Raw genomic sequence first — 14009 nt, forward strand, 5'->3', positions numbered from 1 at the left:
CGCGAGCGGATCCGGGTCGGCGTCCCCGGCCGCGGCCGCCCGGCGGCGCCGCGGGACCGCGGCGGCGATCGCCGGGGCCGCCCTTGCCGTCGCCCTGATCGCCGCCGCGTACGTCGCCGGGCGGGGCTCGACGAAGTCGCCTCTCCTCAGTTTCGACCAGATCACGTTCCGGCGCGGCGTCGTCTGGAACGCGCGTTACCTGTCCGACGGGCACACGATCCTCTACGGCGCCGCGTTCGAGGGGAATCCGATCGAGATTTTCGAGAAGCGCGAGGGCAGCTTCGAATCCCGTCCGCTCGGTCTGTCCGGAGACGACCTGCTCTCGATCTCGCGAAGCGGACCCATCGCGATCTCCGTGCGGGACCGCCTCGCCAACCCCTTCCAGCGGGCGGGGACGCTCGCCGAAATCGCCCCCGGCGGGACGAGCGCGCCGCGCGAGCTCCTCGACAACGTGTACGGAGCCGACTGGGCGCCCGACGGCACGACACTCGCGGTCGTCCGGGACGCCGGCGGCGGCCTCCAGCTCGAATACCCGGTCGGCAACGTCCTCTATCGCACCGCCGGATGGATCGCCAATGCCCGGGTCTCGCCCGACGGAAACCACGTCGCGTTCTGGGACCATCCGATCCCCAACGACGACGGAGGCTCGGTCGACATCGTCGATCGCCGGGGAAAGCGGACCGTCCTCGCAACCGGCTACCAGAGCGCGGAGGGGCTCGCCTGGTCGGCAGATGGCCGCGAGGTGTGGTTCACGGCGACGCCGGAAGGAACGAACCTCGAGCTCGCCGCCGTGACGCTCGACGGAAAGCGGCGGCTGATCGACCGGATACCGGGTTTCCTCTACCTCCACGACATCTCTCGCGACGGCCGGGTCCTGGCGACCCGCGAATCGTGGCGGATCGGCCTCTTCGGGAAGCTCGCGGGCGACCCCAAGGAGCGGGATCTCTCCTGGCTCGACTGGTCGCTCGCCTGCGACATCTCGCCCGACGGAAAGACGATCCTCTTCGGGGAGACCGGCCAGGGAGGCGGCGCCGGATATTCGGCATACGTTCGAAACGCCGGGGAGAACGCGGCCGTCCGGCTGGGCGAAGGCATTCCGCAGAGCCTCTCCCCCGACGGCCATTCGGTGCTCACGATCGTTCACCCGTCGGGCGACACCCGGCTCGCGATCTACCCGACCGGGGTCGGCGAGGCCCGCCTGCTGCCCCGCGAGGGACTGACGACGCAGCGCGTCGACTGGATGCCCGACGGGAAGCACATCCTCGTCTCCTCGAACGAAGAGGGAAAAGGCGTCCGCCTCTGGATCCTCGACGCCGCGACCGGGAAACCGCGGGCCGTCTCCCCGGAAGGCTGGCGGCACTATTCGCGATGCATCACGCCGGACGGAACGAAAGTCGTCGCCGAGGGCCCCGATCGCCGGTTGTACCTGTACCCGCTCGCGGATGGCGATCCGACGCCGATTCCCGGGCTCACGCGCGACGATCAGCCCTCTGGGTGGACGGCCGACGGGCATTCGTTCTTCGTCTTCCGCCGCAACGAGCTCCCCGCGAGGATCTACCGCTACGATCCCCGGACAGGGAACAAGACGCTCTGGACGGAACTGAATCCGAGCGACCCGACGGGAATCATTCAGGTCAACCGCTTCATGGCGACGCCCGACGGAAGCGCTTACGTGTACAACTACCAGCGCTATCTTTCGGAGCTCTACGACATCGAGGGATTGAAATGACCGTCAGGATTCCTTCATGACGCTCGCGACCGGCACGAGGCTGGGACCCTACGAGATCCTTTCCCCGATCGGCGCCGGTGGCATGGGCGAGGTGTACCGCGCGCGCGACGCGCGGCTCGGGCGCGAGGTCGCCGTGAAAGTCCTCCCCGCCGAGTTCTCCTCCGACGCGCAGCGCCGGTCCCGGTTCGAACAGGAGGCCCGAGCGGCGTCCGCGCTCAATCACCCGAACATCGTGACCGTCTACGACGTCGGAACTGCGGAAGACCACCACCTCTTCGTCGCGATGGAGCTCGTCGAAGGCCGCACGCTCCGGGAGATCCTCGAGGCCGGACGCCTTCCCGCCAGCCGGACGCTCGACATCGGCGCGCAGATCGCGGACGGACTGGCGCGGGCGCACGGCGCCGGCATCGTCCACCGGGACCTGAAGCCGGAGAACGTCATGGTGTCGCGGGAGGGGTTCGTCAAGATCCTCGACTTCGGTCTGGCGAAGCTCTCCGCGCCGATCGACGGCGGAGCATCCGATCTGCCGACGGCCGCGCCCCGCGGGACGGACCCGGGAACGATCATGGGGACCGTCGGCTACATGTCGCCCGAGCAGGCGGCGGGCCGCGCCGTCGACTTCCGCTCCGACCAGTTCTCGCTCGGGACGATCCTCTACGAAAGGGCCACCGGCAAGCGCCCGTTCCAGCGCGAGTCGGCGCCGCAGACGCTGTCCGCGATCATCCAGGACGACCCGGAGCCGCTCGGAACGCTCAATCCCCGGACGCCCGCGCCCCTGCGATGGGCGATCGAGCGGTGCCTGGCCAAGGAGCCGGACGAGCGCTTCGCCTCGACGAAGGACCTCGCCCGGGATCTCAAGAGCCTGCGCGACCATCTCTCGGAAGCCTCGCAGGTTTCCGGCGAGACCGCCGCGGGAGCGGTGCGGCCCGGCCGCGTGCCGGGCGCCTTCGTCGCCGCCGCGGCCGCCGCGGTCGTCCTCGCCGCCGCGGCCGCCGCGATCGTCGGCCGGAAGACCGCGCCGATCCGCGTGCCGGTCTTCCACCGGCTCACGTTCGAGCGGGGGTCGATCGGCGGCGCCCGATTCGCGCCCGACGGGCAGACGGTCCTCTACAGCGCGACGTGGAACGGCATCCCGTCGAAGATCTTCTCCACCCGCGCGACGAGCCCGGGGTCGAGCGCGCTTTCGCTGCCCGATGCGCTCCTCTTCTCCGTCTCGTCGCAGAACGAGCTCGCGATCGCGATCGACGCGAAGCTCCAGAACTCGTTCCAGCCGGCCGGAACCCTCGCGCGCGTTCCGATGGCGGGGGGAACGCCGCGCCAGATCCTCGAAAACGTCGCGGAGGCCGAATGGTCGCCCGACGGCGCTCAGCTCGCCGTCGTCCACAACGTCTCCGGAAAGTCCCGCCTGGAATATCCGATCGGGAAGGTCCTCTACGAGACGGGCGGCTGGATCGGCCACATCCGGATCTCCCCCGACGGGCGGACGATCGCGTTCCTCGACCATCCCGCCTCGTCGGACGGCGGAACGGTGTCCACCATCGACGCCGGGGGCGGGAAGAAGCGGGATCTCTCGACCGACTGGCTCTCGCTGGAAGGGATCGCGTGGGCTCCGGGCGGCGGGGAGATTTTCTTCACCGGGACCCGCACGGGACTCGCCTGGAAGATCTACGGCGTCCGGCCCGGAGGGCCCGAGCGCTTCGTCCTGTCGGCGCCGAGCGGCATGCTGATCCGCGACGTCGCCCGGGACGGCCGGATGCTCGTCAGCCAGGACGAATGGCGCGCGGGGATCTCGGCGCAGGTTCCCGGCGGCGACGGGGAACGCGACCTGTCGAACCTCGACTACTCGCAGGTCCGCGACATCAGCGCGGACGGCTCCGTCATCACTCTCGACGAGTCGGGAGAGGGGGGCGGCGAGAAGGGCGCGGTCTATCTGCGGAAGACCGACGGCTCGCCCGCGGTCCGCCTCGGCGAAGGAAATGGAGCTTCGCTCTCGGCCGACGGAGCGTGGGCGGCCTCCACCAACTACGACGGGACGGCGATCGTGTTCTACCCCACCGGTCCCGGACAGGCCCGATCGCTCCCGTGCAAGGGGATGAACTGCTACTTCCCGACGTTCTTCCCCGACGGCCGGCGGATCGCCTTCCTCGGCGTCGAGACCGGACGGGGCCCGAAGATCTTCGTCACGCCGGTCGACGCGATGGCACCGAAAGCGATCTCGCCCGAGGGCGTCGCGTTCACGACGGTCTATGCCGTTTCGCCGGACGGCCGCCGCATCGCGGCGCTGGGCGTCGACGCGAAACCGGCGATCTTCTCCGCCGACGGCGCGCCGCCGCGCCCGATTCCGGACACCGACGTCCTCGACATCCCGATGCGATGGACTCCGGACGGGTCGTCGGTCTACATCTCGCGGGCGAACGGCTCGAAAACCGTGCTCTCGAAGATCGACGTCGCTTCCGGAAGGCGAACCATCGTCCGGGAGGTCAAGGCGGCGGATCCGGCGGGAGTCCAGGGGATCCTTCGGGTCTATCCCACCCCCGACGCCCGGAGCTTCGCCTACAGCTACGTCCGCGTCCTCTCGACGCTCTTCGAGGTCGAAGGGGTCCGGTAAACCGGCGCGGGCGGACGCACGGCTCGCGCGCGCCGGCGGCCTCTCAGAACTTCAGCGTTGCCGAAATCCCCACGTTGTCGATGTTCCAGTCGGAGTGGCCGACGTAAGTTCCCGCCGTGGGATCGGAGATGTCGATCTTCGCCTCGTCCGTGAAGAGGTGGACGTAGAAGAAATCGATGTCCATCTTCGCCGACGCCTGGTAGGTGAAGCCCGCCGAGACCCATTCGTGATTTGCCTCCGGCACCCGCGGCTCGCGGGTCCTGTCCGCGACGGGGCTCTGCTCGTAGGCGGCGCCCGCGCGCAGCGTCCACCGGTCGTTGGGCCGGTAGCGCGCGCCGAGGCTCCAGCGCCACACGTCGCGCCAGTCGAACGGCTGGTTGATGCGGGGCTGGTTCGGATTCGCGAAGTCGATCGTGATGCGCCGCAGCGCGCTCCACTGCGTCCACGTCACGTCCGCGAGCAGCGCGACGTTCCGCGAGATCCCCTGATCCGCCGAGAGCGACACGGAGGCGGGCATCGGGAGCGGGGCGTCGGCGTTCGTGTTCTGGAAGACCGCGCCGTTGCCGGTCAGGGCCGCGGCGTCCTCCGGCACCCGGAAGTGCGCCGAGCCCGAGATGTCGTGGACGGTCTTCGAATGGAACGCGAGGCCGATCTTCGTCGAGCCACAAGGCTTCCAGAGCGTTCCGAGGTCGAAACCGACGGCCCACGCGTCTCCGCCGATCCTCACTTTCCCGTCGTCCTGCTGCGGAGCAAGACCGAGCCCCCCGGCCGCGCCGAAGGACCCGAAGTCGATCATCTCGGAAAAGACGCCGCGCGAATACTGGACGTCGACCCCTCCGCCGACGGACAAACGGTCGTCGAGGCGCCAGCCGATCGACGGATTGAGGTTGTAGACGAGCAGGGTCGTCTCGGTGGCCTGGTAGCGGCCGCGCCAGCTCTCGTCGTAGTTCGTTCCGAGCCCGAACGGCGTGTTGAAACCGATCCCCGCCCAGACCGCGTCTCCCATCCGCCGGACCGCGTAGAAGCTCGGCACGACGACGACTTTGCCGGCGTCGGTCGTCCGGGGACCCGTGAGCGGCTGGCCCAGGATGGTCCTCGAACCGTCGTCGCGCGTGTCGATCGTGAGGTCGATCACCGGAACGTTCACGGTCGCGGTCCATTTGGACGAGAGCTCCGTCATGCCCGCCGGGTTGAACCACACGGTCGAGGCGTCTTCGGCCGAAGCGGCGTTTCCGGCATAGCTCGTTTCGAGCTGCTTCGCCCCCATGACCTCCAGCTTCCATCCTCCACCCGAAGCCAGGCCCGCCCACGCGAGCGCCGACAACGCCAGGATCGCCCGGAGCGGGACGTTCGGGGTCCGACGGTCCATCGTTTCCTCCTCTTGGCTCATACGAGTTTCCGCAGCGTCGCCTTCCGTCGCCACGGGCTCTTCTCTTCTCCGACGATCCTGCGCGGCACGCCGGCGAGCGCCCGCGCCGCCTGCATACCGGCCATCACCGCGGACTCGACCGCGCCGCCCAACCCCGTGAAGATCCAGTCTCCCGCGAGCGCCAGGTTGTCGTAACCCGACGTGTCCGCCTCGAGCCGGAACCGGTTCGTGCCGGGGAGGTCGAGGACGTACCGTTCGCTCGGCGTGTAGTTGGCGCGCGCGTACTGGTGCGCGAACCGCGCCGGTCCGGCGGCGCCGGTGGGATCGACGAGGAGATCGAAGCGCAGGCGGCTCGGATCCTCCGGATCGACCGCCCCGGGATAGAGGTGGCCGACGAAGCTCGCGCACCAGTCGGCGGCGTTCCGCCACGCGTCGTCGGTCTGCCCCCTTCCGAACGCCGGGTCCTTGCCGGGCGGCGGCGTCTCCGGCGTCTTCATCGGCCCGCAGAAGTAGACGATCGTTCCGGGCCGCTCGCGCGGCGGCCAGAGCTCGCGGGGGATGACGCCCGACATGTCGGACCAGCTCTCGAGCGGCTGCCCGAAGCCGGTGCCGGTCGCGTTGCCGCCCTGCCAGCCGAGCTCCGGGGCTTCCGGCTTCCACCAGAGCTGGAGGGCCTGCGTCTGGATGGTCTCCAGACGCTCGACCATGTCGTGCCACTCCGGGCGCTGCGCCATCAGCGGCCGGCAGATCGACGGGAAAGCGCCGATCGAGATTCCGAGCACCGCGGCGTCGAAGTCGCGTCCGGCCGCGAGCTCTTCCCGCCCGACGTCGTCCCAGTTCGTCCACGGGTCCTCGAGGTTCGCGCCGCGGTCCCGGAGCGCCCTCGCCTGCGCGGGATCGATCTGGTCGTAGAGCGGCTCCGAGGGCCAGCTCGGAAGATCGGCCGGCCGGACGAGCGGATCGTATTCGGGAACGCACAGGTCGACCTGGCGCGCCATCACGATCCGGGCGATCGATCGCCCGTCTTCCGAAGGAACGAGGCCGGCGACGCGCCGGAAGAACTCGAAGCGCACGCCGTTCCTCCGGCAGATCTCGTAGAGCGGGGCGAAGACCGCGTCCCCCATGCCCGACTGCATCTTCCAGAAGAGGCCTCCCTTGTACGCGCCGATCAGGCGCAGCAGATGCGGGAGGCCCATGCCGGCGCTCATCCGCGGACATGCGGTGTCGCCGCCGCGGTAGGCGAAGAAGTAGTCGTAGTAACCGCGGAGCGGCGCGGACTGGAGAGCGAGCGCCGAGGCGCCGTGCCGGGCGAGCCACTCGGCGAAATCCCATCGGTCGATCGCCATGAATCCGCCGAAGACCACCCCGTCGGCGACGATGCCGCGGACGATCGCGACGAGACAGTCGGCGAGGATGTAGATCCGTCGCGCCGCGTTGCTCGAGACGATCTCCTCCATCCACTCCCGCTCGATCCAGTCGTGGAACGAAGCCACGAGGGCCGCGACCGCCTGGTGCTCGACGGCGCGGTGGCGGTTCCGGTCGCGCGCCGCCAGATCGTGCGACAGGGCGTGCGCCGCGTCGAGGAGCGACGAGGGGCTCCCGTCCAGGAGGTCCGTGAAATCGCGGCCGATCGCGTGAAGATCCGACCGGCATCGCGCGGCGAGCGAGGGCGCCGCCGTCGGATCCCCGGCGGCCGCCCTCACGCCTTCGTGCGGGAATCCCTCGATGAAGTCGCGCAGCCATCCGACGATCATCTCGATGTATTCCCAGACGGTCGGGAACTCGCCGCCTTCTCCCGGAACGCCGGTCGTCGCCGGAGCCTCGACGGGCCAGTCGATCCACTTCCCGTCGATCCATTCGGTCCAGACGACGTAGTTGTGCGGACGAAAAGCGTCCGTCCACGTGCGGAGCGGGCATTCCGGCGGCCGGTCGAGCGCGCCGTAGGCGTCCTCCATCAGGCGGAAGGCGTTGTAGTAGAAGCCACCCCACACGTGGAGGCCGTGCTCCTCGATGCGGTCGAAATACGCGGCGTTCCTTCCGCTCGCGCCCTTTCCGCCGAGCCGCCACCCCATCTGGTACACCGTGACTTCGAGCTTCTCCCGGAGCTCCGGCGTGCTCGAGAGGTAGTAGGCCGCCGTCATCGCGCCGCAGCCGCCGCCGAGGATCGCGACCTTCTTCCGCCCGGTCACGGGAGCCCGCCGATGACGGGGATCCGGACGCCCGAGAGAGCGGATGCCGCGTCCATGCCCGCCATGACCGCCGCTTCGACGCAGCCGGCATTGATCGACGTCTTCACCCAGTCGCCCGCGAGAAACAGGTTGGCGTAACCGGAATCGCCCGCGCGCAGGCGATAGCGAGACGTCCCGGGGAGCGAGAGCACGTAGCGTTCGGTCGGGTCGATGTTGACGCGCCGGTACTGGGAAAGGAGACGCGCCGGTCCGTTCCCGCTCGCAGGATCGAAGAGGAGGCTCCAGTCGAAGCTCCCCGCGGTCGGGGCGGTCCTCGTCCAGATGTGTCCGGCGTTCTGTTCGAGCCAGGCCGTCGCCGCCTGCGTGAACCGATCGAGCTCCCGCGCGGGAAACGTCGGATCGGAAAAGGGCGGGATCACGTCCGCGTCCGGGAACTCCCCGCAGAGGTAGGCGATGAAGCCGGGCGCCGGGCCCGCGGGCCAGTCCTCGCGCGGGAGCAGGAAGCTCATGTCCGCCCACGTGTTCAGGTCCTGCGCGTACGACGAGCAGATGCGGGCCGTCGGCGGCGCGCCGATGCCCTCGGCATTGCCGGAGAACCAGAGCTGGAGAGCGCCGGTCTGGACGGTCTGGACCTCCGTCAGCATCTTCGCGAGCGGGCCGCCGGCGGCGAGGATCTCGGGCGCCACGTCCCGCACGGCGGCGAGCGAAAGACCGAGGATCACCGCATCGAAGTCCTTTCCCGCTTCCAGAGAGCCCGGCTTTCCGGTCCACGGGGTCCAGGCCGACTCGAGATTGATCTTCTCGTCCCGGAGCGCATTCCCCTCGGCGAGCTGGTCGTAGAACGGCTCGGACGGCCACGCGGGGACGCCCTTGACGCGGGTGAGCGGGTCGTACTCGCCCTGGCGGGGATGCGCCTGCTCCAGCAGATCGATCCGGCCGATCGACTTCCCGTCGAGCGACAGGGCGAGATTCGTGATCTTGCGGAAGAATTCGAACCGGACGCCGCGAGCCTTCAGCACGCGGTAGAGCGGCGCGAAGACGATGTCGCCCATGCCGGCCTGCATCTCCCAGAAGAGGGCCCCCTTGTACGTGAAGAAGAGCCGGAGCACGCCGTGCATGGCCGTTCCCGCCTCGAGCCGGGGCTCGCTCGCGCGCCCGTGGAAGAACCCGAAGACGTAGTCGTAGATGCCGCGCACGAGCGCCGAATCGATCGTCTCCGTCGCGGCCCCGTGCCTGGCGAGCCAGTCGCGCCAGTCGACCCCGTCGATCACGTGGAAACCGAAGAAGATGACGCCGTCCATGATCATCCCCCGGATCGTCGCGTGCGCGAGATCGAGGAGGAGCGCGATCCGCCGCAGCCCGTCGTCGTCGGGCGCCGCGGCGCGCCGCTCCGCGAGCCGCTGTTCGGCCTCGCTCACGAGGTAGAGCAGGTCGTGGTGGTCCCTCGCGAGATGCTGCGCCGGATCGGGGTCGAGCGTGCCGGCGAACTTTCTCGCGGTCACGAGGATGTCGTGGGCGGAATGGGAAGCGAGCGGCGGCGGCGTTCCGGGCTCGTGATCTTCCTCGAGGATCTCGCGGAGGGACGCCCGCTCGACGACGCGCTCGACGAACCGCTCGATGCGCTGCCAGAGCGTCGGCGCTCCGGGGATGGGCGCGTGCGGCACGATCGCCTCGGTCGATCCGGATTCGATCTGCTGGATGATCCAGTCGAGGATGAGCTGGACGTAGTCCCACAGCGAGGGGAACTCGCCTCCCGCCCCGGGGACGGCGTCGTTCTCCGGAAAGGTCATCGGCCAGTCGACCCAGCGGCCCCCGACCTGTTCGTAGATCATCACGGCGCTGTGCTTGCGGAAGGCATCCTCCCATCCGCGGATCGGGTTCGCGGGATCCGGCGGGAGGGCGGCGTAGGCCCGCTGCATCATCCGGAAGCCGTTCTCGTAGAAGCCGGCCCACACGTGCAGCCCGTGCTCCTCGATCCGCCCGCCCGCCGACAGATTTCGGCCGCTCGCGCATTTCCCGCCCAGCCGCCAGCCGACCTGGTAGACGGTGATGTCGTACTTCTCTTCCCAGCCGGGGAGCTCGGTCAGGGCCCACACGGCGGACAGCGCTCCGCAGCCGCCTCCGAGCACGGCGACTTTCTTCCGCCCGGTGTTCTCTTCGGTCATGGCTTCTCCGTCTCCTTCTGCGACGGGCCCGGAGGATTCGTCTCGTCCGGGTCCCAACCGATGATCTCGCCCGGCCCGCCGTCGATCGCGCGCGACGCGGCGAGACCCGCCATCGCCGCCGCCTCGACACAGCCGGCGTTCAAGGGCGTGTCGACCCAGTCGCCCGCGAGGTAGAGGTTGTCGAATCCCGACCCCCCGGCCGGGAGGCGGTGCTTCGCGCTTCCGGCCAGCGAGAGGACGTATCGCTCCGAGGGATCGATGTTCGCGCGCGTGTACTGGGCCTCCAGCGCCGCGCGGCCCGTCGACCCGTCCGGTGCGCGGCCCGTCGCCGCGTCGGGCCCGTAGAGGAGCGCCCAGTCGAGGCCGGCGGGATTGGCGACCGTCGTCGCTTTCGGAAGGATCGGACCCGCCGCGCTCTCGAGCCACGTCTGCGCGGTCTGGAGCACGCGGTCCTCCTCGCGGGCCGGATACGACGTGTCCGAGGGAAGCGGGCCTCCTCCGCCCGGTTTCGGGCCGCAGAGATAGAGGATCGTCTTCGGCCCCCCTTCCGGCCAGTCCTCGCGCGGGAGGAGCTCGCTCATGTCGGCCCACGTATCGAGCGGCTCGGCGTAAGTCCCCGCGACGATGCCGCCCGGCGCGCAGCCGAGCCCGGCCGCATCCGGCCGCAGCCACAGCTGGACGGCTTGGGTCTGGACCGTCCCGACGTTCTCGACGAGGCCGCGCCATCCCGCGCTGCGGGCGACGAGGTCCGCGCAGATCTCCGGGAGCGCGCCGAGCGAGATCCCGAGGACGACGAGGTCGAAGTCGGTTCGGAGCCGAAGTTCCCGGACTTCGACGGGCGTCCAGCCGCTCCAGCGGGATTCGAGATCGATCTTCCGCCGGCGCAGCTCCTCTCCCTGCGCGAGCTGGCGGTAGTCGGGCTCGCTCGGCCAGCACGGCAGCCCCTTGACGTCCCGGAACGGCCGGTATTCCGCGACGCCGGGAGCCAGGTCCACCTGCCGCGCGACGCGGATCGCGGCGATCGACCGGCCGTCGGCCGAGAGGAGGAGCTTCTCCACCGTATGGAAGAAGGCGAACTTCACGCCGCGTCGCTTCAGGACCTCGTAGAGGGGCGAGAAGACCGTGTCTCCCATCCCGGCCGCCATCTTGTACATGACCGCGCCCTTGTACGTGAACGCGATCCGCAGGGCGACCTGAACGGCCGTGCCGGCGGCCATGTTCGGACGCGCCAGATCGCCGTTCTCGTAGGCGAAGCACAGGTCGTAGATCTCGCGCACGGGGGCGGAGGCGAGCGTCGCCCGGGAAGCGCCGTTCCTCCCGAGCCATTCGCGGAAGTCGACGTCGTCGATCGCCGCGAATCCCTTCTCGACGACGCCGTCGCGCAGGATTCCCTTCACGGCGGCGATCGCGAGATCGGCGAGGAGGAAGAGGCGCCGAAGGCCGTCGTCTTTCTCGAGCAGCCCTTCGACGCCGGTGACGAGCCGGCCGAGGAACGCCTCGAGCGCCGCGATGAGGCCGGCGCGGTCCGCGTCGGCCGGCGGCCCCGGGGCCGCGCTCGCCTGCGCGTGCGCGAGATGGAGGTGCTCGATCAGCCAGGCCAGCAACCGGCAGTGGTGCTCGTCCCCCGGCGGGCAGGCCTTCGACTCCGCGTTCTCGCGGACGTAATCGACCGCCGGACCCGAGGCCGGAGCGGTGGTCCCGGCTCCGACGAACCGGGAGAGGATCTTCTCCACGGCTTCCTCGTGCCGCTGACCGATCAGGCCGTGGAGCATCCACTGAATCAGCATCTGGACGTATTCCCACGCGGTCGGCAGCGCCCCTCCTTCGCCCGGAACGCCGCTGTTGACGGGCATTTCGATCGCCCATTCGAGCCAGCGCCCGCCGACGAATTCACAGAGCACCGCGAGGCTGTGAGGGCGGAACGCCTCGTCGATCGTCGCGAGCGGGGCTCCTTTCGGGCGGCCGAGCTCCTGGTAGCACTCGCGCATCGTGCGGAAGGCGTTTTCGTAGAAGCCCATCCAGATGTGGAGGCCGTGCTCCTCGATCCTCTCCCCGTGATCGCCGTTCCGGCCGCTCGCTCCCTTTCCGCCGAGGCGCCATCCGGTCTGGTACACGGTGATCTCGAAGTCGTTCTGCCAGCCGGGACGCGACGTCAACGCCCAGGCCGCCGTCATCGCGCCGACCCCGCCTCCCAGGATCGCGATTTTCTTCACGGCCTCCCCTCCGGTCCGCCCGGAAGACACGCGCACCGCATCGGGTACGAGAGCGTCCAGGGCACTTCGATGTGGAACGCCCCGATCGCCGAGGCGTCGATGCCCGGGACCCGGAACTCCCGCGCGGGCATTCCCGGCAGGTACGGCCGATCGATCCGGATGTCGGCCTCGATCGGGCGCAGGACCGCCTTCTCGAGTTCGAACGTCATGATCGAGCAGAGGATCGGGCCGAAAAAGAGCTTGCCGAGAAACGGCTGGCGGAACGCCGGAGCGACCGCGGCGAAATTCGGAAACTCGGATACCGGTCCCGATTCCCCCCGCGGCTCGAAGCGGCCCGACAGGATCGGCCGCCCCGACCCGAGCGAAGCGACGCGGTACTCGCCGCCGCTCTCCGCGATGCGCGCGCGCACCTTGTCGTAGCCGTAGACCCATCCGAGCATCACGAAGATCCAGCTGTCGAGATAGAGGCGGGGCATGAAGGCGTACTCGCCGCGGTACGACTCCCCTGCCCGCCGGCCTTCGCCCGGGGAGTAGTCCAGGAACGGCACCGCCGTGATCATCTCGTGGTAGGAGCCGCCGCGGATCGGCAGGATCACGGGATGCACGCCGCTGTGGCGGCCGAACATGAAGAGCAGGGGATGCTCACCGGGAGGCGCCAGCGTCTGCGGGCCGGGCGCCGCCCCCGGAGGCAGCATCGGACCGACCTCGTCGAGTCGAAGGGTCACCACCGCGCAGTCGCTCCGGTACGTCCCGACCGCCGCGACCGCCGGAGACCCGCTCAAATCGCGAATCCCGTGACGTGCATCCGCGCCATGTTCGCGGGGTTCGTCACGCCCCGCGCGCGAAAGTCGCCGTCCGCGCTCTCGATCATCCGCGCGCCCTCCGCGCCGCCCTCGAGCTCGCCGCGCCTCCGGCGCGCGGAGGCCGCGTAGCTCAACATTCCCGCCTCGTCGAACCCGTCCGCGGCGCGCGAGAGATGCGCCGAAGCCAGGGCGCGGTCGCCCCGCAGCGCGGCCGCTCCGGCGCGAAGGGAGTCGGCCATCGGGGTCGCCCACGGAATTCCCTCGCGCGCGATCCGACGGGCGTCGGCGAGCGCGGCCCGGATCGACGGCTCCGGGTCCTTCGCCGCGAGCGCGGCCGCGAGGGCGCTCCGGGCCCGGAAATGGCGAAGCACGATCCTGAGCACCTGGATGCGGAGCATCTGCGAGCGCTTCACCGCGGGCCACTGCCCCGAGATCCGGTTCCAGGCGGCGTCGCCCCGGCCCTCGTAGAGATCGATCAGCGTGTCGCTCATGAGAGCGGTCAGGTCCTGGAGATGAAATCCTTCCGCCGACCACATCTCGAGGGAGCGCCGCACCGACGCCCGCGCCCCGGCCGGATCGTCGGCGGCCAGCAGCGCGTGGGGCACCATGAACGTGCCGAGGTTCGTCTGGACGTACAGGTCGCCGCGCTCCTCCGCCTCGCGGAGCAGCTGCTGCGCGAGACCGCTCATTTCGGCGAACCGGCCCTGGTAGACGAGCGCCCACAGCGAGAAGGTGTGGGCGGTGTCGAGCTCCCACGTCACGCCCGTGCATCGGTCCCGGAGGATCGACTCCGCCTCCCCGAGAAGGGGAACGGCGGCCGCCCAGCGGCCCATCGTGAACTCCGCCACGCCGCGGGCGATCGTCGCCATCGCGATCGGATGGGGGTTCCCGACGCGCCGCGCGATTCCGTCCGCGGCTTCGAGGAGTCTCCGG

8 protein-coding genes are annotated in these 14009 nt (G+C 69.9%); 2 read left to right on the forward strand and 6 right to left on the reverse strand.

Going from position 1 to position 14009, the window contains the following annotated elements; all coding sequences use genetic code 11:
• Both VFS34_17225 and VFS34_17230 read left to right on the forward strand, forming a co-directional pair.
• Positions 1–1729 (forward strand): hypothetical protein (locus VFS34_17225; GenBank protein ID HET9796192.1); only part of this gene is annotated, 1729 nt, incomplete at its 5' end.
• Positions 1730–1745: 16 nt separating this feature from the next.
• Entirely contained in the window at positions 1746–4337 is a 2592-nt protein-coding gene (locus tag VFS34_17230) for a protein kinase (protein ID HET9796193.1), read from the forward strand.
• A gap of 43 nt (positions 4338–4380) precedes the next feature.
• On the opposite strand, the gene VFS34_17235 is transcribed toward VFS34_17230, so the two are convergent.
• The 6 genes from VFS34_17235 to VFS34_17260 all read right to left on the reverse strand — a co-directional run.
• On the reverse strand, positions 4381–5706 hold the full coding sequence (locus VFS34_17235; GenBank protein ID HET9796194.1) for an outer membrane protein transport protein: 1326 nt from the start codon (positions 5704–5706) through the stop codon (positions 4381–4383).
• Between the two features lie 17 nt (positions 5707–5723).
• Positions 5724–7895: an FAD-dependent oxidoreductase gene (locus VFS34_17240; protein HET9796195.1), complete on the reverse strand. Its 2172-nt coding sequence runs from the start codon at positions 7893–7895 to the stop codon at positions 5724–5726.
• The gene (locus tag VFS34_17245; protein ID HET9796196.1) at positions 7892–10060 is read right to left on the reverse strand and encodes an NAD(P)-binding protein; all 2169 of its coding nucleotides are present in this window, start codon (positions 10058–10060) and stop codon (positions 7892–7894) included. Before VFS34_17245 ends, VFS34_17240 begins: the two co-directional genes overlap by 4 nt.
• Complete coding sequence (locus VFS34_17250; GenBank protein HET9796197.1) at positions 10057–12273, reverse strand: NAD(P)-binding protein; 2217 nt, start codon at positions 12271–12273, stop codon at positions 10057–10059. The genes VFS34_17245 and VFS34_17250 overlap by 4 nt, the downstream gene beginning before the upstream one ends.
• The gene (locus VFS34_17255) at positions 12270–13055 is read right to left on the reverse strand and encodes a hypothetical protein (GenBank protein ID HET9796198.1); all 786 of its coding nucleotides are present in this window, start codon (positions 13053–13055) and stop codon (positions 12270–12272) included. The genes VFS34_17250 and VFS34_17255 overlap by 4 nt, the downstream gene beginning before the upstream one ends.
• Positions 13052–14009: hypothetical protein (locus tag VFS34_17260; GenBank protein ID HET9796199.1), on the reverse strand; the 958-nt coding region annotated here is incomplete at its 5' end. The genes VFS34_17255 and VFS34_17260, both read right to left, overlap by 4 nt.

The organism is Thermoanaerobaculia bacterium (genome assembly GCA_035717485.1).
Lineage (GTDB): Bacteria > Acidobacteriota > Thermoanaerobaculia > UBA5066 > DATFVB01 > DATFVB01.